The sequence below is a fragment of the Bacillus sp. SA1-12 genome (genome assembly GCF_000981385.1).
In the GTDB taxonomy this organism is placed as follows: domain Bacteria; phylum Bacillota; class Bacilli; order Bacillales; family Bacillaceae; genus Metabacillus.
Window position 1 is genome coordinate 75,133 of record NZ_LATZ01000006.1, and the last position, 25,490, is coordinate 100,622.

A 25,490-nucleotide genomic window follows, 5' to 3' on the forward strand; every position below is an offset into this window, starting at 1 on the left:
ATAAATGAAAATATTCTGAAAAAATGAATTTACATAATATTTTTATAATTACATCTTTATGAATATTGATTGCATATTTATAAACCTGTGTTAAAATACAAATTATTGATTAAATATTAGTGAGTGAACACTAAAAACAGACATATATATTTAGAAGATATTATAGGAGGAAATTATTATGAAAAAATTATCATTGCTTATGATAAGTTTATTCATCATTGGTTTATTAGCAGCTTGTGGAACAAGCACAAATGAAGCGGATGATTCAACTTCAGGCGGGGACAAAAAGGTATTAAAAATGGCTACATCAGCTGATTATCCGCCATTTGAATATATTGATACGACAAAAGGCAGCGACATTGTTGGTTTTGACATTGATCTTGCGAAGGCATTAGCAGAAAAAACAGGATATGAACTTGAAATTCAGGATATTGATTTTAATAGCTTAATTCCTGCCCTTCAAGCTAAACAAATTGATTTGGTTTTATCAGGGATGACACCAACACCCGAACGTGCGGAGAATGTTGATTTTTCAGATGTATATTATACAGCTAATCATATGATTGTTTCCTTAAAAGATAAGGAAGTAAAATCAATAGAAGAGCTTAAAGGAAAAACAATCGGTGTTCAATTAGGTTCTATTCAGGAAGATAAAGCAAAGGAAATTTCCGAACAAGTAAATGTGAAAATTGAGAACCGAAATAAAATCTCTGATTTAATTCAAGAATTAAAATCTGGTCGTATCGATGCTGCGATCATCGAAGACTTAGTTGCCAATGGGTATATTGAAAAAGATAAAGACTTATCAGGCTTTACAATGGCATCAGAGGAAGAGGCAGGTTCAGCGATTGCTTTTCAAAAGAATAGTCCATATACAAAAGAATTTAATGATGCTCTAAATGAAATGAAAGAAAATGGCGAGCTTGATAAATTAGTTGCTAAATGGTTTGGCGGCGAATAATAAGAACGCTCATTTTATGAAAATATGACTTTCACCAGTGGAAGTTCTAATGCTTGTTAAGATAGGGATAAAATTATATGGGTCTGACAACTACTAATAGTGTCAGCCCTTTTTTATGAAGACTGGTTAAGAATCAGATTGAAAGGATTTAGAGATATGGATATAAACTTTTCTTCGATTGTCCCATCCTTGCCATTTATTTTGGAAGGAATTTGGGTTACGTTACAAATTGTTTTACTTTCCTTATTACTTGGTTTTGTATGGGGAATTATTTTGGCTTTATTCAAAATCAGCAGAGTCAAGCCATTAATGTGGTTTGCAGACGCTTATACGTCCATTTTTAGAGGAACACCATTGGTATTGCAATTGCTTATTATTTACTTTGGGCTTCCACAAATTTTAGGGTTCCCAATCGATCCATACCCTGCTGCTGTTGCTGCGTTTACATTGAATTCGGGAGCTTATATTTCTGAAATTATACGCGCAGGTATTAATGCGATTGATAAAGGACAGCAAGAGGCTTCAATGGCTTTAGGAGTCCCTTATTCAAAGATGATGAAGGATATTATTCTTCCACAGGCATTTAAAAATATTTTGCCTGCCCTAATGAATGAATTCATTACGTTAACAAAAGAATCAGCCATTGTAACCGTAATTGGTGTTCAAGACATAATGAGACGTGCCTATCAAGTTGGGGCAGATTCCTATAACTACTTCGCCCCTTTAATATTTGCCGGTCTTATTTACTATCTTTTGGTGATGGTATTGACACTCCTTGGTAAAGGCATTGAAGGGAGAATGAGACGCAGTGATTAAGGTTGAAAATTTGCATAAATCATATGGTAAACTTGAAGTTTTAAAAGGAATTACAACAACGATTGCTTCAGGGGAAGTAATTGCTATTATCGGCCCTTCGGGGTCTGGTAAATCCACTTTTTTACGATGCTTAAATTTACTTGAAACACCTACACAGGGGAAGGTGTGGATCAAAGACCAGGAAGTTACGAATCCAAAGGTTGATATTGCAAAGGTGCGTCAAAATGTGGGAATGGTTTTCCAGCACTTTCATTTATTTCCCCATAAAACTGTTCTAGATAACTTAACGTATGCGCCTATGACGGTGAAAGGACAGACAAAGCAAGAAGCGGAGGAAAACGGAAAAACGCTTTTAAAAAAAGTAGGTCTGCTTGAAAAGGCTTCGGAATATCCAAATCGTTTATCAGGCGGACAAAAACAACGTGTGGCGATTGCACGCGCTCTTGCCATGACCCCTGAAGTCATCTTATTTGATGAGCCCACCTCAGCACTTGATCCTGAAATGGTAAAAGAAGTGCTTGAGGTAATGAAAGATTTAGCTCAAACGGGAATGACGATGGCTATCGTAACACATGAAATGGGCTTTGCTAAAGAGGTAGCAGATCGCGTGCTTTTCCTTGACGGAGGCAAACTTGTTGAAGATGCTGCACCTGATGAATTCTTTACAAATCCGAAAACAGAACGTGCAAAAGTATTCTTAGAGAAAATGTTATAAGTACATGAAGAAAGGTGGTCAAATCGATCATCTTTTTTCGTTTTTTACTGGCTTATAGTGTAAACTATTTTTATTATAAGGCTAATTTTTTTACTTCGGTTATGTTGTTAACCAAGTGGAATTGGCGGAAATTTTGAAGGTTAACGGGGAGAAAGCATATGTTTAAAATAGGTTATCGGACAGCGAAAACAGCACTTGGTACAACCATTGCTGTTATGCTCGCACAATTTATGGAGCTTGATAATTATATTTCAGCAGGAATCATTACCATTCTATGCATACAGGTTACAAAGAAGAAATCACTAAAAAGCTCTTGGGCGAGACTGCTAGCTTGCACGATTGCAATGTTGTATTCTTTTCTCTTTTTTGAAGGGATCATGTATCATCCAATTATTATTGGCCTTGTGCTATTAGTGTTTATACCTACAACTGTGTTTGCAAACGTAACAGAGGGAATTGTAACAAGTGCAGTTATTATTTTTCATTTATATAATGAAGCCTCCATAACATGGTCATTAATATGGAATGAATTTTTATTAATTATCATCGGAATTGGCGTTGCCTTAATCATGAACATTTATATGCCAAGTATGGAAGTGAAACTGAAAAATTATCAAAAGCAGATTGAAGAAAATCTCTCGAGCATTTTTCGTGAAATCGAATTATATTTGGTTGAAAGTAATCGAAAATGGGACGGAAGTGAAATCATCAAAACAGCGGAATTAATTAATGAAGCAAAGACAATGGCATTCCGTGAGGTTGAAAATCATTTCTTACGACATGAAAATAACTATTACCATTATTTTAAAATGAGGGAAAAACAATTTGAAATTATTGAACGAATCATTCCACTGATCACATCCATTCATACCTCTGTAGATCAAAGCAAAATGATTGCAGACTTTATTCATGATTTGCGTATACATATCCATCCAGGTAATACGGCGCATAAATTTTTAGTCCAATTGCTTGAAATGAAACAGGTATTTGAAAATATGAAATTGCCGCAAACAAGGGAAGAGTTTGAAGTAAGGGCAGCACTTTTGCATTTTATAAGGGAAATGGAAAGCTATTTAATAATAAAGAGTCAATTTAAAGGATTGGATCGATAAAAGAAATCAATAATACAATGACAAGAGGCAGTCTCAAACTGTGTCGGACCCATATAATAAACACGATTTAATACTTTAGTAATGAGGGAAGTGTTTAAAGGGAGCCATTTTGGTTTGAGCCAGCCTCTTTTCATTATGTTCTCTAAATACAGCCTGTTGATTTGTTCTTAGAGACGAGCTTATGCGGATAGGAGTCTCTTTTTAGCACTAGTTTCTGAATGCATTGTGTATCCCTTAATTACCTTTTTGGCAAAATCAGCAACCTAACTTTTCATAGCCTTTTTATTTAAAACCAAGTTGCGATACCAGTTAGTATGGTTGTAACAAGCATAATCCCTATCATTAAATAGACGACGAATTTTTGTGTTTTACGAGACATTTCTTCTCACTCCTTGTCCCTTTATTTTATCGTGAAAGGGTCATTTGGACAACACTTCTTCAGAAAAGGAAGGGGAATGAAAGAAATTTGTCAAAACAGCAGGAGTTTCAAGTGAAAAGAGAGAAAAGTTTATTATATCGTGATAACGTTTGCAAAAGGTGGGGGGATTCGGCATATGGTGAAAAAAGTTGATCATATCGGTATAGCAGTACGTTCAATAGAAACTGTCATGCCTTTTTATAAAGATGTTTTACAGTTGGAATTACTGGGTTATGAAGAAGTGCCGTCACAGCAGGTTAGAGTAGCTTTTTTATCTGCAGGCAGTACAAAAATCGAACTATTAGAACCAATGTCCGAAGAAAGCACGATCGCCAAATTTCTTTCTAAGAGGGGTGAAGGGATCCATCACATTGCTTTTGGTGTATCTGACTTAGAAGCTCGTTTGCAGGAGTTTAAGAGAAAAGGGATCCCATTAATTGATGAAAAACCAAGGATTGGTGCGGCGCAAGCAAATATCGCTTTTTTACATCCAAAAGCAGCAAATAATGTGCTGGTTGAACTATGTGAAAAACAACGGGGTGAACATGATGAGCAATGATATTTATAAAAAAATAAATGAATTATATGAAAAAAGGCGTGAAGTTGAGTTAGGCGGCGGGGATGATAAAATTAAAAAGCAGCATGAAAAAGGAAAGCTAACGGCCAGAGAGCGTATAAACTTACTTGTTGATGAAGGGACATTTGTTGAATTAAACCCATTTATTCAGCATCGATGCAGTGATTTTGGCTTACATGACAAAAAAGGCCCTGGAGATGGGGTAGTTACAGGGTATGCAAAAGTGAATGGGAGGCCAATTTATTTATTTTCACAGGACTTTACAGTATTTGGCGGTGCTCTTGGTGAAATGCATGCGAAAAAAATTGCAGCGGTTATGGATTTAGCTGCAAAAAATGGAACCCCATTTATTGGGTTGAATGACTCTGGCGGTGCGAGAATTCAAGAAGGTGTGGTATCATTAGATGGGTACGGGCAAATCTTTTACCGTAATACGATTTATTCTGGTGTTATTCCGCAGCTATCAGTCATTCTTGGGCCATGTGCTGGGGGGGCGGTGTATTCACCAGCTATCACTGATTTTGTGTTTATGGTTGAACAAACAAGTCAAATGTTTATTACAGGGCCAAAAGTAATTGAAACCGTAACAGGTGAAAAAATAAGTTCTGAGGATTTAGGAGGAGCTTATGTACATAATACGATTAGCGGAAATGCACATTTCTCAGGTTCAACAGAAGAAGAGGTTTTACTGCAGGTTCGAATGCTGTTAAGCTATTTGCCGCAAAATAACCATGAAAAACCTCCTATCCTGCCGTATGAGGAAAAGGATGAATATCGGCCGGACTTAACAGATTTAATTCCCTTCGATGCAATTCGGCCATATGATGTTCGAATCGTTATTAATCAGGTAGTTGATGACGGATCATTTTTAGAAATTCAAAAAGATTTTGCGAAAAACATTGTCATCGGTTTAGCAAGAATAAAGGGAGAAGTGGTTGGCCTAGTTTGTAATCAACCCAAATATATGGCTGGCGGATTGGATATTGATTCATCGGATAAAGCAGCTAGATTCATCCGCTTTTGTGATTCTTTTCAAATTCCGCTGATTACATTTGAGGATGTAACAGGCTTTTTTCCTGGAGTTAAACAAGAGCACGGAGGGATTATTCGCCACGGTGCTAAAATTTTATATGCTTACTCTGAGGCAACCGTTCCGAAGCTGACCGTCATCTTAAGAAAAGCATATGGAGGAGCTTATGTGGCCTTGAACAGTAAGTCAATTGGCGCAGATTTAGTCTATGCATGGCCAAACGCTGAAATTGCTGTTATGGGACCTCAAGGGGCAGCATCCATTATTTTCTCGAAGGAAATTGAAAATAGCGGCACCCCTGAACAAACAAGACTAGAAAAAATTGAAGAATATCGTGAAAAGTTTGCAAACCCTTATGTTGCAGCAAGTCAGGGCATGGTTGACGATGTTATTGATCCAAGAGAAACAAGAATAAAGTTGATCCAGGCTCTGGACATGCTTAGAACAAAACAGGAGACTAGACCCAAGAAAAAACATGGGAACATTCCCCTTTAGGAGGTAAAGTTGAAATGATTAATAAACAACGCTTGCTTGATGAATTTTTAGAGCTTGTGCAAATTGATTCAGAAACGAAGTTTGAAGCAGAGATTGCAAAAGTACTGAAGGAAAAGTTTACTGCATTAGGCTTAGATGTAGTTGAAGATGATACGACTGGAGTAACAGGCCATGGGGCAGGCAACTTAGTATGTACTTTAGCAGCAACAAAAGACAATGTAGATACCATCTACTTTACCTCACATATGGATACAGTTGTACCGGGAAAAGGAATCAAGCCTAGTATTAAAGATGGTTATGTAATAACTGATGGTACAACTATTTTAGGTGCCGATGATAAAGCAGGGTTAGCCGCAATGCTCGAAGCGATAAAGGCATTAAAGGAACAAAACATTCCGCACGGTAAAATTGAATTTGTCATAACGGCTGGTGAAGAATCAGGCTTGGTTGGAGCAAAGGCTCTTGACCCTGCGTTAATGACAGCGAAATATGGCTATGCCCTAGATAGTGATGGAAAAGTCGGTACAATTATTGTTGCTGCACCTACTCAGGCAAAGGTGAAAGCAACGATTTACGGTAAAACAGCACATGCAGGAGTTGCCCCGGAAAAAGGAGTGTCCGCTATTACAATTGCAGCAAAAGCTATTGCCAAAATGCCATTAGGCAGAATTGACCATGAAACAACAGCGAATATTGGCCGGTTTGAAGGTGGAACTCAAACAAATATCGTGTGTGACCTGGTACATATTCTTGCGGAAGCCCGTTCATTAGTTCCTGACAAAATGGAAGCACAAGTAAAAATAATGAAGGATTCCTTTGAAGAAGTAGCTAACGAAATGGGTGGACGTGCAGAAGTCGAAATTGAAGTCATGTATCCTGGTTTTAAATTTGGTGATGGGGATCATGTGGTTGAGGTAGCCAAACGTGCAGCAGCTCGTATTGGACGTGAAAGCGAACTTCAAACAAGCGGTGGCGGAAGTGATGCCAATGTCATCGCAGGAAATGGCGTTCCTACAGTAAACCTTGCGGTGGGTTATGAAGAAATCCATACGACAAATGAAAAAATGCCGATTGGAGAGTTGGAAAAAACAGCTGAACTTGTTTTAGCTATCATTCAAGAGGTAGCAGAATAAATGAAAAAAGAACGCTTTTTGCGTTCTTTTTTTTTTGCTCTTAAAGCCTGACAAGATTATCTAAATATGAATTGTTCCTCCATTTTTCAAGATTATTACCACCTATATTTTTTTGATTACATAGGAAAATAAAAAGGTACCTAATCTATGTCAAGGAGGGGTTTCAATTGATAAAAAAGAAACTAAGTATGTTTGTAACAGGTGCACTTGTTGCAGGGCTTGTAGCATGTAATAATAACGAGGCAATGGATCCGAATGATGATAATAAACAAATAGATGTTGCTGAAAACGTCAATTATAATGGAAGAGATAATGTCCCTTTCATACGTGATGTTAATGACGATAATGAGTTTAGAGGCCCATGGGATCGCAATAATGGGGATCAAAATCGTACTCGAAATCGCAATGATAAGCAAGACGGCATGGAAATTTCCAGTACGAAAACAGATATCGATAGTAACAAATACCCGCATACAAAAGCGATAACGGTTCAAGATGCAAAGTTTAAGTTTGTCCAAGCAAACAATCAAGAAGACGCACAACGACAAGTTCAAGATTATATTCAACAGTTTAGACAGCAAGCAGAGCAAAGAGCTCGTCAATTCGCCCAACAAGGACAACAACAGCGTCCACAACAACAAAACCAAGCACAAGCACCGCAGCAACAACAAAGAGAACAACAGCAGGCACCGGCACCACAACAGCAGGCACCGGCACCACAACAGCAGCAAGCAAATCAAGAGCAAAAGCCTGAAACACAACAGCCTGCTCAAGGGATAAGCCAAGCTGCTCAACAAGTTATCGATCTTACAAATGCAGAAAGACAAAAAAATGGTTTACCACCACTAAAAGGTGATACACAGTTAAGCGGCGTAGCCCAAAAGAAATCAGAGGATATGAGACAAAACAATTATTTCTCACATACAAGCCCAACTTATGGTTCACCTTTCGATATGATGAGGGATTTTGGTGTAACCTATAAAACGGCTGGTGAAAATATTGCACAAGGACAGCAAACACCACAACAAGTTGTCCAAGCATGGATGAATAGCGAAGGTCACCGTAAAAATATTTTAAGCAGAGATTTTACTCATATCGGCGTTGGCTATGATGCCAATGGACATCACTGGACACAAATGTTTATAGGAAAATAATGATGATTTACTTGTAAGATTTCATCAGAGGGGGTTCCCATCCTCTCTGATGGTTGAACTAAATAGGCAGCTTCTGCCTTATGTCCAACCATACTCCGTGAGATCTTTACGGCATTTTTCCCCTCTTAACTTCTTTGAATAGATTCTTGAAGAAGGGGATTACTCCCCATTAAGCTGATAAAAATGGACCCCTTGTATATATGTGGATTGTTCCTTATTTTTTGTTCTTTTTTGGTTAAAGTGAAACATTTATAAGGATGGCCTCGTCAAATAAACAGAACGCTTTTTTCTTAGGTGGAATATGCTGAATTCTGTATATTTTTTCTAATTGAAATGTTATTCTTATATCGATACATAGCATGATGGCTCTCGATAAAAATTTATGATTACGGTGATTGATTTGTCCACACAAAAAAAATATAGGTATTTTGATGCTTCATTAGTGTTTTTCTTATTTTTATTAATGATTTCTAGCTGTGTCACCATTTTTAGTGCCCAAAAGTATGCACAGTATGATGAAAATTTTATGGCCAAGCAAATTATTTGGTTTATCCTAGGAATACTAGTGGCTTTGGTGATTTTTTTATTTGATTTTGAACAAATTAGTAAGGTAACTCCTTTTTTTTACGGGGCAGGAATTGCGTTATTAATCGGAATTTTAGTAGCACCTGAATCAATTGCACCTTATCGGAACGGAGCAAAATCATGGTTTATTGTCCCTGGATTAGGATCCATTCAGCCCTCTGAATATATGAAAATCTTTTTAATTATGATGTTGGCCAATATAACAAAAAACCACTATGAAAAATCATCGATCCGTTCGTTTAAACAAGATTTATGGCTGCTAGCAAAAATAGCTGCTGTTTCACTAACACCCATTATGTTAGTTCTTTTGCAAAATGACTTTGGCTCCTCGCTAGTTATGCTGGTCATCACGATCGCTATTACTTTTTTGTCAGGTGTCAATTGGCGAATAATGGCCGTCCTACTTGTACTGGTGCTTACTGCAGTAAGTACACTTGTGTTCGTATTTATCTACGATCCTGATCTTTTATTAACGATCTTTGGTACATATCAATTAAACAGAATCTATTCTTGGTTAGATCCTTTCCAACATGCAGAGGGAATCGGGTATCAGCTTAAGCAATCCCTTTTAGCGATTGGATCTGGGATGGTTGATGGAAAAGGTTTTCATAACAGCAATGTTTATACACCCGAAGCCCACTCTGATTTTATTTTTACCATTGTGGCCGAAGAGTTCGGATTTATAGGAGCTTCATTTGTTGTAATTCTATATTTTTTAATAATCTATCGCATGCTGGGAGTCGGCATGTATGTTAGAAATAGTTTGTTTGAATTTTATATTTGTATTGGGATGGTTGCACTCTTTACATTTCACTCCTTTCAGAATATTGGAATGGTGTCCGGTTTACTGCCAATAACAGGAATCCCCCTCCTTTTAATGAGTTACGGAGGAAGCTCTGTTTTGGCAAGTATGATTGGTATAGGCCTGGTCTTAAATATTTCTTTAAAGAAAAGGGATTATCTGTTTTCAAACGATGATTAACGGCATATAAAAAACACGAGAGCGCTCTTACAGAGAGCACCTTCGTGTTTTTTCTTTACTTAAGGCCTTCTATGACTATTTCCTTAACAGGTAAGAAATCTTCACCAGTTTCTAAATAGTTTACGTTTACTTTATCCCCTTCTCTAAGGTAAATAGCCAAGGGCTCGTTTTCGGAAGATATAATATAGCTTTGCCGGTTATCTAATAGGAAAGAGATGATCGTGTAATCACCGGATTTTTCCTTATATACTCTTGCAACGATTCCAGTTACTTGCTTTTCCTCTGCATTAGAGGTTCCATCAACCGTACTTCCTCCTCTTTGCAGAGCGGTTTTATAATGCCTTAGTGCATCATTTGGAGTATTCCCGTACACTGAGATTTCCGGATTTGCTGCAGATACTATAAAGTAATTCTGCAGAAAACCATTTGAATCTAGAACTGGTGAGAGCCAGCTTGCCTCTCCATAAAAATTATAAAGAATTGGCATTTCTCCATGCCATTTCTTTTCAATGAATTTCTTTTCAATGATTTGCAATGCTCCCTGTGAGTCCATATACGATTCTTCAAGATTACCCGTATAATACGTTGCTTTACCCGTTCTTGAATTTGTTATAGAGTATCCCAACATTGAGTCTACGCCTTCTTTAGGACTTGTGAAATCTGTGAAATAATACATTTCCCCGCCTTCATCAAAGATCGGACTGACATTTGCTTCAATGCCTTCATCAGAAGGTAGTTTTACATCTGTTTTACCGAATATACTATTCCAAAACCCATGTACATAGTTTCCAAAATAACTGTTTTGTAAACTAACAGCTTCTGGTGAAACAGCACCATCAATAAATTCTGGAATGTCTGATAATGAGTAGTCCTTTGTTACACCATTATTTGGATCAACCATGACAATCCCTTTCACTTCAAAACCATTTCGTGCGGTAATAAATTCGCCATACGAACGGATGTAATATGGTTTTCCTTCATCATCAACTTCCAACTGGACATCTCCATCAAAAATATGTTTTGGATACTGCATCCGAATATGCCGTTCAATTTTTTTATTAAAATACGAGGAGGGGGTGTAAACCATTTCTGACTTAATAAATTTCGGATTTGCTGAAGAGTCAGTTGCACTTAACGTAAAATAACCTGGTGTGTGATCACCGTTCCACCATTTAAAAAAACCAGAAAATTCAACTGGTGCTATATATACATATTCCCCATTTATTTTTTGAATTTGCAAATTTCCAAGTTCATAATAGCTTGTATTTGGTACTTGGCCAAAGGCTTTTTTCATTTTATTACGGGCAAAATGAGGGGGACACTTGCCGGTGTTTCCTTCTCATCAAATGCTTCAATTTCCACTTTTTCTTCCATTTTTGCAAGTTGATATTTTTCATTTGCATTAAATATTCCCGCTGTAAGGAAATAAATTCCGATGAATAGGCTTCCTGCAAAGAGGATTCCCTTTATTACCCTTTCTTTTCCTGTGGCAAATAGTGAACCTGCTGCAGTACTAATGATGGCAAGCAGCCATAATGATGAGGGATTTCGGTCAAGATTTGTAAAATAATAAAAGATAAAAACAGCAGGTATGGTTATGATCAATAGGACAGCCAATGCCCCTGTTGTCAATTTCTTATCCTCTTTCTTACTATGCGTTTTAAAAAATGGAATAAGAACAATTGTGGCCGCTAAGCCTACGATGAGTGAAAATAAAAAGATGTTTCCCATGGACGACTCCTTTCAAAATGGCCTAAGATAAAATAGGTTCTGATTATTCATACGTTTATCAAGGAGAAAAAGTTTCAAGTGAAGAAAAGCAGATTTACGGTCAGGGCAATGAGAGATATTTTCTTTCCCTCTTTTTTAGAACATAGTATGATAGTCATAGAAAACAGAGGATACGCGGAACAAGTGGGAGGAGCTTGTGATGGATATTTTGAAAGTAGTAGTTTTTCGTGCTGGTTATGAAGAATATGGGTTGCCGATCGAACATGTTATTTCAATTGAAAAGCCGGAACATATTCATTTTATTCCTAATATGCCATCTTATATGACAGGAGTCGTAAAGTTTAGAGGAGAATTTATTCCTGTTCTGGACATCACTCGCATTTTTTATCAAGAAGATACGGCTATAGATGAGCAAGTTAAACTTCTTGTTGTACAGGCTAAAGAGATGTCTGCGGCATTCATTGTAAAAGAAGCAAGGGAAATAATAAATATCCTGGAAAATGCATTAAAACAAATTTCTAAAGGAGCGTTTGTGTTAACAAAATACTTTACAAGTGTTGCTAGTTTTGATGATCGCTTGATCTTAATGATCGATTCGGATCTATTCCTTTCTAGTCTTGAAGGAATTGCCCCTGTAAAAGAGGGATTATTAACCGGGCTGTCTCAAAAGGTCTGACTCCTTACTGACACATGAATAAGCTGGGCCACAGCCTCTTTTGTTTTATGGTAAGAAAGGGTAAAAATTTTACATCATCATTATCAGTCTGGATTCAGCTTCTTGCCATATGCTGTTGAAGGAGCTTGCGCTTTACTTATCAGACATTCTTTTTTACATATAACGTTATAGCAGCAACATTTTTTCGCGAATCATGGTAAAATGATGCTAACAATTTTAGTGAAGTGGTGAAGGAAGATGGAGCGTTCTGGAAGCGGACGAATTATTCTTCATGTAGATATGAATAGCTTTTATGCATCGGTTGAAATATCATATGATCCAACCCTTAAAGGGAAGCCGCTTGCGATTGCGGGTAATGTTGAGGAGAGAAAAGGGATTATTGTTACATGTAGCTATGAAGCTCGTGCAAAAGGGATTAAAACAACGATGCCGCTTTGGCAAGCCCGAAAATTATGTCCGGAATTAATTGTGAAAAAACCTAATTTTGAGCGATATCGGAAGGCATCACGTGCCATGTTTAATGTGCTTCGGGAATATACTGACCTTGTTGAACCGGTATCCATTGATGAAGGGTATATGGATATTACACGCTATATGAATACTAATCCGCTAGAAATACCGAAAATCATTCAGGAACGTCTATTGGAAGAGCTGTTACTCCCTTGCAGTATAGGGGTGGCTCCAAATAAATTTTTAGCTAAGATGGCTTCTAATATGAAAAAACCTCTAGGGATTACTATTTTGCGAAAACGTGAACTTCCAGAAAAACTTTGGCCATTGCCGGTTGCCCAAATGCATGGCGTGGGAGAAAAGACGGCAGAAAAGCTGAACACGATCGGTATTAAAACGATACATGATTTAGCAAATGGGGACAACGTTCAGCTAAAAACATTACTTGGAATAAATGGTGAACGATTAAAGAAACGTGCAAATGGAATTGACAATCGTCCCGTTGACCCTGAATCCATTTATGAATTTAAAAGTATTGGCAATTCAACCACCCTTGCCAAAGATACAACAAATGAAAATGAAATTAGTGATGTATTAAAAAAACTTTCTCATTCTGTTATGGTAAGAATGAAGCGGAAGGAAGTACTCGCAACAAAAATTTTAATCACAATCCGTTATGGAAATTTAAAAACAATTACTAGAAGCAGAAAATTAGCGAATCCTATAGGTGATGAAGAAGAGATCTACGAGTTAGCGAAACAGCTATTCTTTGCTCACTGGAATGAGGAACCAATTCGTTTATTAGGGATCACAGGACAAGAATTGGTTGAAAAAGACGATGCTGTTAAACAGTTAGATTTATTCTCATTTGAAAACGATGCAAAGGAGGAGCCATTGCTTTCTGTGATTGACAAAATAAATAAAAAATATGGAAATCAATTCATTAAACGTGGGATAAAAGGGACGCAGGAAGAGGATTTATCACCCGGTACAAGCTTCAATAAAGATTTTTTGAGAGATTAAGCGATTACATGAATGTTGTTACTTGAAATATAGTCAATACTTATGGTATTTTCAATTGTAGTCATAATAAATAATTCGAATTGTGTGTCAATTTCAAAAGGGGACAGGCATATTTTGTCAGTACCTTTACATACTCTAAGGACAAGAAGGGACGTAAGCAAATGTCGAAACAACAAATTGGTGTCATTGGTTTGGCTGTAATGGGAAAAAACTTAGCGTTAAATATTGAAAGCCGAGGTTTTTCAGTAGCTGTTTTCAACCGTTCAGCAACAAAAACAGAAGAATTTCTAACTGAAGCAAAAGGTAAAAATGTTGTTGGAACATACAGCATTGAAGAATTTGTTCAATCATTAGAAACTCCTCGTAAAATCCTCTTAATGGTTAAAGCTGGGACTGCAACAGATGCAACAATTGAACAGCTTTTACCGCATCTTGATAAAGGTGACATTTTAATTGACGGCGGTAACACGTTATATACAGATACTCAACGTCGAAATAAGGAACTTGCAGAGAGTGGAATCCATTTCATAGGAACTGGGGTTTCAGGCGGTGAAGAAGGAGCATTAAAAGGACCTTCCATTATGCCTGGCGGTCAAAAAGAAGCATTTGATCTTGTTCAGCCTATTCTAGAAGCTATTTCTGCAAAAGTTGATGGAGATCCATGCTGTACTTACATTGGTCCAGATGGAGCAGGACACTATGTAAAAATGGTTCATAACGGAATTGAATACGGCGATATGCAATTAATCTCAGAAGCCTATTTCTTATTGAAAAATGTATTAGGTCTATCAGCTGATGAATTACATGAAGTATTTGCTGAATGGAATAAAGGTGAGTTAGACAGCTATCTTATTGAAATCACTGCTGATATTTTCACTAAAAAAGACGATGAAACAGGTAAACCGCTTGTTGACGTTATTTTGGATACAGCTGGCCAAAAAGGTACAGGTAAATGGACAAGTAAGAGTGCGCTTGATTTAGGTGTGCCGCTTCCAATCATTACTGAATCTGTATTCGCACGCTTTATTTCTGCAATGAAAGATGAGCGTCAAAAAGCGAGCAAAATTCTTTCAGGACCTTCTGCAAAACAATATGAAGGAAACAAGGAAGAGCTTATTGAAGCAGTTCGTAAGGCATTATACATGAGCAAAATCTGCTCTTATGCTCAAGGTTTTGCTCAAATGAGAGCAGCTTCTGATGAATATAACTGGGATTTAAAATATGGTGATATCGCAATGATCTTCCGCGGCGGTTGTATTATTCGTGCGGCATTCCTGCAAAAAATCAAGGATGCATATGACCGTGATTCAGCGTTAGCTAACTTGTTATTAGATCCATATTTCAAAGAAATTGTTGAAGGTTACCAAGGAGCATTAAGACAAATTCTTGCTGTGGCAATCGAAAACGGAGTTCCAGTTCCATGCTTCTCTTCAGCACTTGCTTATTATGACAGCTACCGTTCTGAAACTTTACCAGCTAACTTGCTTCAAGCACAACGTGATTACTTCGGAGCTCACACATATCAACGTGTTGATAAAGAAGGTATTTTCCATACTGAATGGATTGAAAAATAATCTTTATCTCTATAAAAAGGACAAGCCCTTATTTAAAGGAGCTTGTCCTTTTATTTTAGTTGAGAGTAGTCATATTAAATGTTTAAATTTAAATTTGTTGAATTTTGATTGTGATGATTGAAACCAAGGGGGATGAGTCTTCTAGGGAAACTATTGAGAGAAGGGTCCAAACAAATGTTTTTAGATCGACTGAGAGGTCATTTTAGGAGCAGATGGAAAAAAGCGAGGGTAGTTGGGAGCAGGGAAGGCCAAAGAGCCAAAATAAAAAAAGCTGTTACGAATGTAACAGCTCAAACCAATATAAGGAGATTGCAAGGGTTGCGTCTTGCATACATTATCCTATGCAGCTTTCAAAATGTTTGTATGAGGCAAATAGACGAGCCAATTCGCACATTTTTAAAAGGATTGGCTTTTTTTTGTGTACAAATTGTAAACAACAGGAAGGATACTTGAATTTATAATCTTAATTATTTTTATGGGAAGGGAGTGAGTTTCAGGGAAGCGTCCAGAAAACAGCCGGTTAAAGCTCAGGGCCTCAACCGGCTAATAAGATAGTAGGAGTTATTACATTAAAAATATGACGCGCTATGATTTCAAGACATTAGTAATAAAAAGGCAGGTTTAGCTGACAGGCCACCATTGATTTCCATCTGCCTCAAGCATGTCGTCTGCTTCTTTTGGTCCCATGGATCCAGAAGGATACGTAGTGAGCGGTGCTTTGCCCTTTTTCCATGCTTCTGAAATTGGATCAACGAATGACCATGATAAGGCTACTTCATCCCAATGAGTGAAATTTGTTGCATCTCCACGCATACAATCGTAAAGCAGCTTTTCATAAGCCTCTGGTGTGTTAATGCCGTCAAGGAAATTATTTGATAAATCCAATTTAACCGGCTTAGAATCGCCAGCATCACCATCTTTTTTCACATTTAGTTGAAGGGTAATTCCTTCATCAGGCTGTATGTTAATGACCAGTAAGTTAGGAGGAACATTTTCTCCCTTTTTATAATAAAGGTTCATTGGTATATCTTTAAATTGAACAACAATTTTTGTTGATTTTGCTGCCATGCGTTTTCCAGTTCGGATATAGAACGGTACCCCAGCCCATCTGAAGTTATCAATTAAGAGCTTTCCGGCAACATAGGTTTCAGTTTGAGAATCATCATCTACATTATTTTCCTCACGATAGCCAACTAATTGCTTATCATTTAATTGACCACTTGTATATTGACCGCGAACAAAGTATTTGGCTACTTCATCTTCACTAACAGAGCGAAGTGCTCGTAAAACCTTTACCTTTTCACTTCTGATTTCATCTGTTGTTAGTTTAATTGGCGGTTCCATTGCTAGTAATGCCACCATTTGCATCATATGGTTTTGTAACATATCTCGCAATGCACCAGAGTTTTCATAATAACGTCCCCGATCTTCAACACCTAATACTTCACTCGATGTGACTTGGATATTCGATATGTATCGATTGTTCCATAAAGGTTCAAACAGAGCGTTAGCGAAACGGATCACTTCAATGTTTTGAACCATTTCTTTTCCTAAATAATGGTCAATACGATAAATTTGGTTTTCATTAAAAGCTTCACGAATTTCCTGATTCAGTTTTTGAGCTGATGGCAAGTCATGACCAAAAGGTTTTTCGATGACTAATCGACTCCAGCCTTTTGTTGCTGTTAACCCTTCTTTTTTCAGGTTCTGAGCGATTGTACCGAAAAATTCCGGGGCCATTGCTAAATAGAAGATCCGATTACCTTCTGTTTGGTAGGAATCATCCAGCTTGTTTAACAAATTATTTAGTTCCAAATAAGAAGATGGATTCGTTACATCAAATGGATGATAATAAAAATGTGATGTGAAATCATCTAATTGTACTGATTCCTTCATCGCTGTCTGGATCGAGTCGGAAACATTGCTGCGGAACTCATCATTTGTCCAAGGTCTTCTTCCTACACCCACAACGGCAAATTCTTTACCAATTTTGTTGTTTTGTACTAGGTGGTAAATGGAGGGAAACAACTTTCGTTTTGCTAAATCACCAGTTGCTCCAAAAATAACGATAACAGATTTAGGATGTTCTTGTGTATTCACGTTCGTACCTCACTTTGTCAAATGCATTTATTTCTTATCAGTGAAAAATTCGTATATGAAAACGATACCTTAACCGACAAATGTCTTTGTTTTTAAGAACAGTTCGAATTTTAGGGCACTGATTGTAAAATACTCTCTACAAATACTTAATAATAAAGGTAAATGCAGGGTAAATCAAACATAATTATCTTATCAAATACTAGTATAAACGATTAGAGAAAAAATATCGTCTTAAAAGCATCTGATTTTATTAAAATCTTTTTATTATTCAGTCTATTTTATTCAATCAACCTATAAATGGTCAAGTCTTATCTACTTATTTTTTTGCTTTTTCCGACAAATCCTGCATTTAACGGGATGTTGATAGTTTCACTTTACCATTGAATCATGTATTCTAAAGGAAAGAGGTTTTTAGGAGGAAATTGCTTTGAATGTTATGTTTCTTGGGACTGGGGCAGGAATACCAGCAAAGGCTCGCAATGTAACGAGCATCGCTCTGCAGTTGCTTGAGGAAAGAAAAGCTGTATGGCTTTTTGATTGCGGGGAAGCAACACAACATCAAATTTTACATACGTCGATCAAACCGAGAAAAATTGAAAAGATATTTATTACCCATCTCCACGGTGATCACATTTATGGGCTGCCAGGACTGATCAGCAGCCGCTCATTTCAAGGGGGAGAAGAACTATTAACAATTTATGGACCTAAGGGCCTTGAAGAGTTTATTCGTACCTCTCTTGCTATTAGTCAATCACGCCTTACCTATCCAATCGAATTTGCAGTTATAGAAGAAGGGATCGTATTTGAAGATAATCAGTTTCAGGTTATTGCGAAAAAATTAGAACATGGGATTGATTCTTACGGATATCGAGTTATTGAAAAGGATTTACCAGGTGTATTGCTTGTCGATAAACTAAAAGCGTTAGCGATAAAGCCTGGACCTATTTTTCAAAAAATAAAAGCTGGACAGAAGGTAAAACTAGAGGATGGAACGATTATAGATGGAAATGACTTTTTAGGGCCGAAGCAAAAAGGGAGAGTTGTGGCGGTATTGGGAGATACTAGATATACAGATAGTAGTATTGAACTTGCTGAGGAAGCGGACCTGCTCATACACGAAGCAACCCTTTCAGCAGAAGATGAACAGCTTGCGTTTGATTATTTTCATTCTACAACTAAACAAGCTGCACTGATTGCGAAAAGGTCCAATGCAAAGAAGCTTATCCTAACACATATAAGTTCTCGCTACCAAACAGAAGAAGATGTTGTTATGTTAAAAAAAGAAGCGCAAGCCATCTTTCCTCATTCATACATCGCTTCAGATTTCATGCAAATTGAAATCCCAAAGCGTCGAGATTGATTATGAGAGGCATTCAATAAAAGATAGGAAAAGCAAATAATTGCTATTTCCTATCTTTTTTCTCGAGTTCATTATTACCAGCCGCGTTCATATTGTTGAGGTGCAGTGATTTTTTCATTTAATTGAGCGGCAGCTGTTCTTGGCCAAAATGGATCACGTAAAAGCTCTCTCGCGATAAAAATTAGATCCGCACGCTTGTTTTGCAAAATCTCTTCCGCTTGTATGCCATGAGTGATAAGCCCAACAGCACCAGTTGCAATGCCGCTATGTGTTTTAATTGTTTCTGCAAACCTTACTTGATAGCCTGGATAAGTTTGAATTCTGGCTGGAACAACTGCACCGGAGCTTACATCAATAAGGTCAACTCCCTGTTTTTTCATTTCTTTTGCATATTGGATATAATCCTCTGCATCTAAGCCTTCTGGATGATAATCAGAAGCTGAAATCCTAACGAATAATGGACCGTCCCATACTTGTTTTATTGCATCAATTATGTCCCCCAAAAAGCGGTAGCGATTTTCCGAAGAGCCACCATATTCATCCTCTCGTTTATTGGAAAGCGGAGATAGAAACTCGTTAATTAAATATCCATGGGCCCCATGGATTTCAATAATATCAAAGCCTGCCTCTTTTGCCCGTTTTGCCCCCGCTTGAAAGGATTGAATGGTTTCAGTGATTTGCTCCTTTGTCAACGCCGCAGGAGTTTTCGACTTTTCATCAAAGGCGATGGCCGATGGGGCATAAATGTCTCCATCAACAAGAGCTTTACGTCCCGCGTGTGCCAGCTGAATGCCAGTGGCAGCCCCGTACTGCTTCATTCCAGAAACAAGCTTTTTTAGCTGCGGTAAATGATCATCACTCCATATACCAAGATCTTGTGCTGATATTCTCCCTTGCGGTGTGACCGCTGTTGCTTCAACGATGATTAATCCAACCTGACCAATTGCTCTGCTTACATAGTGTGTCATATGAAAATCCTCTACAAATCCTTGTTGATTAGTTGAGGAATACATACACATTGGTGACATGACAATTCGATTTTTTAATGTGACATTCTTTATTTCAAATGGTTTAAAAAGCATGCTGCTCATTGTTTTTTCCTCCATAATCTTTTTTTGTTCAGGAAAATAATAACAAAAGTATTTCCAGATCGTCATGTTATCTGCCTGTATTCTAATTCACTAATAAATATGAAACTGGTAGAATCATCCTTTATCAAAAGCTGAATTTTTAATACAATGAAAAAAAATAGTTGGCAGGTGGTTCGCTTTGCAAGGGAGTTGGCAAACAAAGGAGCAATTGGTTAAACTATTAACCAAATTGGTTGAGCACGCAAGTATTACAGGATCGCAAGGTGAGATTGCTTTAGGTAAATATCTTTATTATTTGTTAAAAGAACAAAAATATTTTAAAAAGAATCCTGATTTTCTACAGCTTCATCCTGTAAACAATGGAAGGTCCTTTGTAACCGCATTGGTAAAACAAGGAGATACAAACGAAACCGTGGTTTTATTAAATCATTTTGATGTAGTGGATGTAACGGATTATGGTGATTTAACCTCATTATCTTTTCAACCTTTAAAGCTAACAAATGTGCTAAAGGCAAGAAGCTCTCAATTACCTGAGCAAGTAAGGGAAGATCTTGAAAGCGGCGAGTGGTTATTTGGCAGAGGCACTATGGATATGAAAGCTGGTCTTGCTGTCCAGTTAACGATGGTAGAAAGGGCAATAAATGGAGATTTTAAGGGAAACCTCTTACTAGTTTCAGTTCCAGATGAAGAGGTTAATTCAGCAGGGATGATAAGTGCTGTCCCTGTTTTAGATGAACTAAAGCAACGTTTTGGTTTAACTTATAAAGCATGCATTAATTCTGAACCTATGTTTGCAAAATACCCGGAAGATCAAAACTATTATATTTACACAGGTTCAATCGGAAAAGTTCTTGCCAGCTTTTATTGCAGCGGTATCGAAACACATGCAGGGGAGCCATTTTCAGGACTTAATGCTAATCTGTTACTTTCTGAGTTAAACCGCTTGTTGGAATTGAATCCTGACTTTTGTGAGCAGGAGGGAGTGGAAATCTCACCACCGCCTACTAGTTTAAAGATGAAGGATTTAAAAGAGGAGTATTCCGTTCAAATTCCCCATACGTCCATATCCATGTATAATATGTTCATCATGAATGGCTCAATCAGCGATCTACATTGTAAGCTCTTGCAAGTTGTAAAAGAAGCTGCTTTAAACGTGGAGGAGTTTTATAAGAAGCGAAGTCAACATTATCATAAGCTTATTTCATTTTCTCCACTAGATTTAAAGGTAAAGGTTTTAACCTTCATGGAACTTTTACAAATAGCAAAGAAAAAATATGGTGAAAAAGCGATTGAAAGAAGAATAAGGGAATTATTGTTAAAGAGTGGAGCTGAAGATGAACGGGATCTTTCCACTAGAATTGTAGCGGAATTAGCTGGCTTATGTAAGGAATATGGAGCGATGATTGTGCTCTTTTATAGTCCTCCTTATTATCCTTCTGTATCCTCTAAAGGAAATGCAATGATCCAAAAAACAGTTGAATATATGACTGCCTATGCTGAGGCGAACTATCAGATTGAGCTTAAGCAGCAAAATTACTTTCCTGGATTATGTGATTTAAGCTTTGTCCAGCTGAACGACAATGGGAAAGCTGTGTCTCAATTAACAGCCAATATGCCTCTTTACGGAAACGGATATTCTTTGCCGTTAAGCGAGATGCAACGTTTAAATATTCCTATCTTAAATATTGGACCAGTTGGTAGAGATCCTCATAAATGGACGGAACGATTACACATACCCTATGCATTTGAAATCTTGCCAGAGCTTTTATCTATTGCAATCAAAACAATTTTTGAAGGGGAAAAATAGGTAAGATTGGATGACTTTAAAAACATAAGATCCTTAAAAGTCATCCGATCTTACCTAGTTTTTTTAGCTGCCTAAGAAGATAGGGTGCTTTTTGTAAAATGAAAAAGCTAAAGCCTTCACCTTCGTAGATTTCATTAATTGCGATAAATTCCTGCTTTATCAAAGGGATCATTTCTTTTTCGATCATAGGATAAAGAGCAATTCCCTCAATGTTAGTCTTTTTTATGAGGTACCAAAGCATTTGTTTTTCACGTATTTTTAACTTTGTTATTTGATCAAAGATTCTTTTTTCACGATCTGGAAGCTCTAAAAGGTTTACCTTCATGATCAATCACCATATAGTAGCAATAGATTTATTCATTTGAAGAGCTGGTCTGGTAAATGACAATCTCATCTACTTTTACGATTGGCTGCCCATTTACTTCAGCATAGCCTTTACCAAGAACAAAGCCCTTCTTCAATCGTTTCACCTCATAAAATAGCTGGACTTGATCACCTACTGAAGCTTCATGTATAAATTCCGCTCCTTTAATAGATGTTAAGAATCCCAGTTGGTTTTTTTGATCCTTTGCGACAAAAGCACCAAGTTGCGCAAGCGCTTCAATGACAAGGAAATTTGGCATAACGCCGTGATCATTGGTTATGTACCAGTCATTTTCCGAAATCGTTTTTACTGCCTTTACGGCTTTTCCTTCATCAATCTCGAGGACTTTGTCAACCATTAAGAATGGGTAGCGATGTGGAAGAGCTGTTTGAATAATAGAATGATGTGAATTCATCAATTATCCCCTTTTTACATTTACCACCATTATATACCAGGCCCTTGGAAAGAAGCTATTAATTCCTTCTTAATGGGCAGTAAAGCCCCCTTCCAAGGTTACGTGTAACTAAGAGATTAATGGGGAATTTGCTGATTAAACTCGCCACTTCATATCATAAAGTCAACACTTGTACATCCTGTCCTTCGTGAAAACTCCCACTAATGGAAGTTTCATTTTAATTAGATACCGAAATTGAGTTTATATATGGTATTATATGCTTAGAAAATCGTTGTGAGGTTAGGGAAATGCATATTCAAGATATTGACCCATATGAAATATTAGATCGAATTACAGATGCTTTTTTTGCATTAAATGAAGAATGGAAATTTACTTATGTTAATAAAGAGGCAACTAGGCTGCTGCGTCATAAGAAGGAACAATTATTAGGAAACTGCATATGGGAAGTGTTCCCTAAGACTGTTGATCTTCAAACATATCAATATTATCATATGGCCGTGCGGGAACAAATATCTATTGTTTTCGAAGAATACTCACCCCATATTAATACGTGGTTTGAAGTAAGGATTTATCCCTCTCCAAATGGCCTTTCTGTTTATTTTCAAGATATAACCGATAGTAAACACTCATCCTCACAAAGAGAGCAGCACTATAAGTCTCTTTTTGAAAATAATCCGGCTGCTGTATACTCCTTTGATTTAGAAGGGAATTTTCTCAGTGTTAACCATGCTATGGAAGAATTACTAGGTTACAAAGAAGAAGAGCTTTTACAAATGTCCTATATGCCATTAATTACACCTGATGAAATTGAAAAGACGGAGACTTATTATACTAATGCTGCTAAGGGAGCCATTCAGCATTATGAAACAAAGACTATTCATAAAAACGGGCAAATCATTGAAGTGAAGGTCACGAATATGCCAATTATAGTTAATGGGGAAATTGTCGGGGTTTATGGAATTGCTCGAGACATCTCAAGAGAAAAAAGAACGGAAAAAATGCTGCTTGAATCTGAAAAGTTAACAGCTGTTGGACAACTTGCTGCTTCAATTGCACACGAGATTAGAAACCCTCTTACATCGATAAAGGGATTTTTACAACTATATAAAAATACCCTGAAGGAAATCAATAGTGAGTATTTAGATATCATGTCTGATGAAATATCAAGAATTGAAATGATTACAAGTGAGCTGCTTATTTTAGCTAAGCCCCAAGCACATCATTATCGCGATGAAAGAGTGGAGAAAATGATCGAGGATGTCGTTACACTCTTTGGATCGCAAGCCTTAATGAATAAGGTGGATGTTAACGTTCAACTTGATAACTTGCCTAAGATTCATTGTATTGCCAGCCAATTAAAACAAGTGTTTATTAACTTAATTAAAAACTCAATAGAAGCAATGCCTGATGGCGGTAAAATAACGATTACTGGCAAGAAACATGGTTCAGCTGGAATTTTTATTCAAATTGCTGATCAAGGTGTAGGGATCTCAAAGGAACTAATAACCAAAATCGGCACACCATTTTATACAACAAAAGAAAAAGGAACAGGTCTTGGGATGATGACGACTTTTAAAATTATTCATTCCCATGGAGGAACAGTGAACATTTCAAGTACGGTTGGCAAAGGAACCATTGTTGAACTGTACCTTCCGATAAGTGAGGATAAAAAATTGGGAAAAGAAGCGGCTATCTTTGGTTGAGACAACCGCTTCTTTTTATTTTTTTAACGTGATCAGTGCTTCTGAAAACATTGTTTTTAATTCATGTGATCTCTCTGTTGCGCGTTTTATACATGAGATAATAGCTTCTTCAAACCCTCTCTCTTGCAGGATCGTTATTCCGGCTTCGGTTGTTCCGTTAGGGCTTGTGACTTCTTTTCGTAATTGCGAGGGGTGTTTATCAGAGCTTGCAATCATCTCTGAGGCACCGAGTAGAGTTTGGACAATCAGCTCTCTGGCTACATTCGGCTCTAAGCCCACTTCGATGGCAGCCTTTTCCATGGCCTCAACTAGGAAATAGACATATGCCGGACCGCTGCCTGATAAACCTGTTACAGCATCTAGTTGATCTTCTTCAACAAGCTTGCAGATACCAATTGCTTCTAATAACGATTGGCATTTTTTTATTTGTGCCATTGTTACCTCTTCACTAGCCGCGATGGCAGTAGCTGATTTGGCAATGGCGGCCGAAGTATTTGGCATTGCACGAATAATGGCTGTTTTTTTGCCTATAATGGATGTGATTGTGTCAATGGAAATACCTGCTAACACGGAAACGACCAGCTGGTTATGAATAAATTCTTGAATGCCTTCAATGCCTTCCTTAACATCCTTTGGCTTCATCGCTAACACGATAATGTCTGCCTCTTGTGTTAATTTTACTTTATTATGCGTGGTTTCGATTCCATACTTTTTCGATAATTCCTCCAGCCGCTCAGCATTCGAACGATTTGCAATAATCACCTGTTCCGGCCTAAACACTCCACCTTTTATTAAACCAGCGATCATGGCTTCTGCCATTGAACCTGCGCCGATAAATCCAATCTTCTCCATAAAAATCCTCCTTTAAAAGCACAATATAAAAAGCCACTCAATCCTTAAAAAGGACGGAATGGCTCCGCGGTACCACCTTAGTTGGAATAGATATTCCCTGCTTCGTTTCTTTATCGCAGAAATACGGTTAGGTTTTCCTAACAGCTCATAGGTAGGTTCAAAAGGAAGCGGTGCTATGGGACCTCCCAGCCTTGAGCCCCACTCTCTTTTGCTGCTTCCAATTTACTGGTCCTAGTCAATGCTTTTACTTTTTTTGTCTTTTAAGAAATTATAAATTTGCTTTTTTACTGTATTCTCTTGAATTTTTATTCATTATGCATTTGAGGACAGGTACTTGTCAAGTATTTTCAGAAAGAATGTTAATTG

At 37.3% G+C, this 25,490-nt stretch carries 21 protein-coding genes, 1 pseudogene and 1 other annotated feature; of the genes and pseudogenes, 15 read left to right on the plus strand and 7 right to left on the minus strand.

All coding sequences use genetic code 11. The features are described 5' to 3' along the window. Nucleotides 1-178 precede the first annotated feature (178 nt). From WQ54_RS05905 to WQ54_RS05920, 4 genes are all read left to right on the plus strand, one after another. Nucleotides 179-961, plus strand: a complete 783-nt coding sequence (locus WQ54_RS05905) for a transporter substrate-binding domain-containing protein (RefSeq protein ID WP_046513472.1) — start codon at nucleotides 179-181, stop codon at nucleotides 959-961. A gap of 156 nt (nucleotides 962-1,117) precedes the next feature. After that, the gene (locus WQ54_RS05910; RefSeq protein ID WP_046513475.1) at nucleotides 1,118-1,777 is read left to right on the plus strand and encodes an amino acid ABC transporter permease; all 660 of its coding nucleotides are present in this window, start codon (nucleotides 1,118-1,120) and stop codon (nucleotides 1,775-1,777) included. Beyond that, on the plus strand, nucleotides 1,770-2,492 hold the full coding sequence (locus WQ54_RS05915) for an amino acid ABC transporter ATP-binding protein (protein WP_046513478.1): 723 nt from the start codon (nucleotides 1,770-1,772) through the stop codon (nucleotides 2,490-2,492). The genes WQ54_RS05910 and WQ54_RS05915 overlap by 8 nt, the downstream gene beginning before the upstream one ends. Before the next feature lie 158 nt (nucleotides 2,493-2,650). Continuing rightward, the gene (locus WQ54_RS05920; protein ID WP_046513481.1) at nucleotides 2,651-3,604 is read left to right on the plus strand and encodes an aromatic acid exporter family protein; all 954 of its coding nucleotides are present in this window, start codon (nucleotides 2,651-2,653) and stop codon (nucleotides 3,602-3,604) included. Nucleotides 3,605-3,890: 286 nt separating this feature from the next. Here the strand turns inward: WQ54_RS05920 and prli42 are convergent, their stop codons facing one another. After that, the gene (gene prli42 / locus WQ54_RS33425; protein WP_156177757.1) at nucleotides 3,891-3,983 is read right to left on the minus strand and encodes a stressosome-associated protein Prli42; all 93 of its coding nucleotides are present in this window, start codon (nucleotides 3,981-3,983) and stop codon (nucleotides 3,891-3,893) included. 175 nt (nucleotides 3,984-4,158) lie between these two features. On the opposite strand from prli42, the gene mce reads away from it, so the two are divergent. The 5 genes from mce (at nucleotide 4,159) to WQ54_RS05945 (ending at nucleotide 9,978) form a co-directional block, all read left to right on the plus strand. Further along, complete coding sequence (gene mce / locus WQ54_RS05925; RefSeq protein WP_046513482.1) at nucleotides 4,159-4,581, plus strand: methylmalonyl-CoA epimerase; 423 nt, start codon at nucleotides 4,159-4,161, stop codon at nucleotides 4,579-4,581. Then, nucleotides 4,571-6,124: an acyl-CoA carboxylase subunit beta gene (locus WQ54_RS05930; protein ID WP_046513485.1), complete on the plus strand. Its 1,554-nt coding sequence runs from the start codon at nucleotides 4,571-4,573 to the stop codon at nucleotides 6,122-6,124. The genes mce and WQ54_RS05930 overlap by 11 nt, the downstream gene beginning before the upstream one ends. Nucleotides 6,125-6,138: 14 nt before the next feature. Beyond that, the gene (locus tag WQ54_RS05935; protein ID WP_046513487.1) at nucleotides 6,139-7,257 is read left to right on the plus strand and encodes a M20/M25/M40 family metallo-hydrolase; all 1,119 of its coding nucleotides are present in this window, start codon (nucleotides 6,139-6,141) and stop codon (nucleotides 7,255-7,257) included. 167 nt (nucleotides 7,258-7,424) lie between these two features. Continuing rightward, the gene (locus tag WQ54_RS05940) at nucleotides 7,425-8,411 is read left to right on the plus strand and encodes a CAP domain-containing protein (protein ID WP_331435073.1); all 987 of its coding nucleotides are present in this window, start codon (nucleotides 7,425-7,427) and stop codon (nucleotides 8,409-8,411) included. Between the two features lie 400 nt (nucleotides 8,412-8,811). After that, on the plus strand, nucleotides 8,812-9,978 hold the full coding sequence (locus tag WQ54_RS05945) for an FtsW/RodA/SpoVE family cell cycle protein (protein WP_052737682.1): 1,167 nt from the start codon (nucleotides 8,812-8,814) through the stop codon (nucleotides 9,976-9,978). A gap of 55 nt (nucleotides 9,979-10,033) precedes the next feature. On the opposite strand, the pseudogene WQ54_RS05950 reads toward WQ54_RS05945, so the two are convergent. Further along, a pseudogene (locus WQ54_RS05950) lies at nucleotides 10,034-11,709 on the minus strand (hypothetical protein). 199 nt (nucleotides 11,710-11,908) lie between these two features. Here WQ54_RS05950 and WQ54_RS05955 point away from each other — a divergent pair. From WQ54_RS05955 to gndA, 3 genes are all read left to right on the plus strand, one after another. Then, nucleotides 11,909-12,385: a chemotaxis protein CheW gene (locus WQ54_RS05955; protein ID WP_052737683.1), complete on the plus strand. Its 477-nt coding sequence runs from the start codon at nucleotides 11,909-11,911 to the stop codon at nucleotides 12,383-12,385. 237 nt (nucleotides 12,386-12,622) lie between these two features. Beyond that, on the plus strand, nucleotides 12,623-13,858 hold the full coding sequence (locus WQ54_RS05960; RefSeq protein WP_046513497.1) for a DNA polymerase IV: 1,236 nt from the start codon (nucleotides 12,623-12,625) through the stop codon (nucleotides 13,856-13,858). Between the two features lie 161 nt (nucleotides 13,859-14,019). Continuing rightward, nucleotides 14,020-15,432, plus strand: a complete 1,413-nt coding sequence (gene gndA, locus WQ54_RS05965; RefSeq protein ID WP_046513499.1) for an NADP-dependent phosphogluconate dehydrogenase — start codon at nucleotides 14,020-14,022, stop codon at nucleotides 15,430-15,432. Between the two features lie 621 nt (nucleotides 15,433-16,053). Here gndA and zwf read toward each other — a convergent pair. After that, nucleotides 16,054-17,532 carry a glucose-6-phosphate dehydrogenase gene (gene zwf, locus WQ54_RS05975; RefSeq protein WP_046513504.1) on the minus strand — a complete coding sequence of 493 codons (1,479 nt, stop codon included), beginning with the start codon at nucleotides 17,530-17,532 and terminating at the stop codon, nucleotides 16,054-16,056. Between the two features lie 427 nt (nucleotides 17,533-17,959). Here zwf and rnz point away from each other — a divergent pair, with 427 nt between their 5' ends. Continuing rightward, complete coding sequence (rnz, locus tag WQ54_RS05980; RefSeq protein WP_046513507.1) at nucleotides 17,960-18,892, plus strand: ribonuclease Z; 933 nt, start codon at nucleotides 17,960-17,962, stop codon at nucleotides 18,890-18,892. 74 nt (nucleotides 18,893-18,966) lie between these two features. On the opposite strand, the gene namA is transcribed toward rnz, so the two are convergent. Then, nucleotides 18,967-19,983 (minus strand): NADPH dehydrogenase NamA, encoded by a 1,017-nt coding sequence (gene namA / locus WQ54_RS05985; RefSeq protein WP_046513509.1) that lies wholly within the window; start codon nucleotides 19,981-19,983, stop codon nucleotides 18,967-18,969. Between the two features lie 178 nt (nucleotides 19,984-20,161). Between namA and WQ54_RS05990 the strand changes: the two genes are divergently transcribed. Next, nucleotides 20,162-21,790 carry a M20/M25/M40 family metallo-hydrolase gene (locus tag WQ54_RS05990; protein WP_046513512.1) on the plus strand — a complete coding sequence of 543 codons (1,629 nt, stop codon included), beginning with the start codon at nucleotides 20,162-20,164 and terminating at the stop codon, nucleotides 21,788-21,790. A 40-nt stretch (nucleotides 21,791-21,830) separates the two neighbouring features. Here WQ54_RS05990 and WQ54_RS05995 read toward each other — a convergent pair whose 3' ends face one another. Both WQ54_RS05995 and WQ54_RS06000 read right to left on the minus strand, forming a co-directional pair. Beyond that, a complete protein-coding gene (locus WQ54_RS05995) occupies nucleotides 21,831-22,115 on the minus strand; it encodes a hypothetical protein (protein ID WP_046513514.1) in 285 nt (94 codons plus the stop codon). A 28-nt stretch (nucleotides 22,116-22,143) separates the two neighbouring features. Beyond that, nucleotides 22,144-22,569, minus strand: coding sequence for a 3-hydroxyacyl-ACP dehydratase FabZ family protein (locus tag WQ54_RS06000; RefSeq protein ID WP_046513517.1), 426 nt, complete (start codon nucleotides 22,567-22,569; stop codon nucleotides 22,144-22,146). Between the two features lie 287 nt (nucleotides 22,570-22,856). On the opposite strand from WQ54_RS06000, the gene WQ54_RS06005 reads away from it, so the two are divergent. Then, nucleotides 22,857-24,272, plus strand: a complete 1,416-nt coding sequence (locus WQ54_RS06005; protein WP_046513520.1) for a PAS domain S-box protein — start codon at nucleotides 22,857-22,859, stop codon at nucleotides 24,270-24,272. Between the two features lie 15 nt (nucleotides 24,273-24,287). Here the strand turns inward: WQ54_RS06005 and proC are convergent, their stop codons facing one another. Further along, the gene (gene proC / locus WQ54_RS06010) at nucleotides 24,288-25,130 is read right to left on the minus strand and encodes a pyrroline-5-carboxylate reductase (protein WP_046513523.1); all 843 of its coding nucleotides are present in this window, start codon (nucleotides 25,128-25,130) and stop codon (nucleotides 24,288-24,290) included. Between the two features lie 40 nt (nucleotides 25,131-25,170). Further along, nucleotides 25,171-25,372, minus strand: a binding site (T-box leader). Between the last annotated feature and the right edge of the window lie 118 nt (nucleotides 25,373-25,490).

Excerpts from the sequence above, each read along its gene's own strand:
- WQ54_RS05905 (WP_046513472.1), top strand. The coding sequence starts at position 179 with ATGAAAAAATTATCATTGCTTATGATAAGTTTATTCATCATTGGTTTA.
- WQ54_RS05910 (WP_046513475.1), top strand. The coding sequence starts at position 1,118 with ATGGATATAAACTTTTCTTCGATTGTCCCATCCTTGCCATTTATTTTG.
- WQ54_RS05920 (WP_046513481.1), top strand. The coding sequence starts at position 2,651 with ATGTTTAAAATAGGTTATCGGACAGCGAAAACAGCACTTGGTACAACC.
- prli42 (WP_156177757.1), bottom strand. The coding sequence starts at position 3,983 with ATGTCTCGTAAAACACAAAAATTCGTCGTCTATTTAATGATAGGGATT.
- mce (WP_046513482.1), top strand. The coding sequence starts at position 4,159 with ATGGTGAAAAAAGTTGATCATATCGGTATAGCAGTACGTTCAATAGAA.
- WQ54_RS05930 (WP_046513485.1), top strand. The coding sequence starts at position 4,571 with ATGAGCAATGATATTTATAAAAAAATAAATGAATTATATGAAAAAAGG.
- WQ54_RS05935 (WP_046513487.1), top strand. The coding sequence starts at position 6,139 with ATGATTAATAAACAACGCTTGCTTGATGAATTTTTAGAGCTTGTGCAA.
- WQ54_RS05955 (WP_052737683.1), top strand. The coding sequence starts at position 11,909 with ATGGATATTTTGAAAGTAGTAGTTTTTCGTGCTGGTTATGAAGAATAT.
- WQ54_RS05960 (WP_046513497.1), top strand. The coding sequence starts at position 12,623 with ATGGAGCGTTCTGGAAGCGGACGAATTATTCTTCATGTAGATATGAAT.
- gndA (WP_046513499.1), top strand. The coding sequence starts at position 14,020 with ATGTCGAAACAACAAATTGGTGTCATTGGTTTGGCTGTAATGGGAAAA.
- namA (WP_046513509.1), bottom strand. The coding sequence starts at position 19,983 with ATGAGCAGCATGCTTTTTAAACCATTTGAAATAAAGAATGTCACATTA.
- WQ54_RS05995 (WP_046513514.1), bottom strand. The coding sequence starts at position 22,115 with ATGAAGGTAAACCTTTTAGAGCTTCCAGATCGTGAAAAAAGAATCTTT.
- WQ54_RS06000 (WP_046513517.1), bottom strand. The coding sequence starts at position 22,569 with ATGAATTCACATCATTCTATTATTCAAACAGCTCTTCCACATCGCTAC.
- WQ54_RS06005 (WP_046513520.1), top strand. The coding sequence starts at position 22,857 with ATGCATATTCAAGATATTGACCCATATGAAATATTAGATCGAATTACA.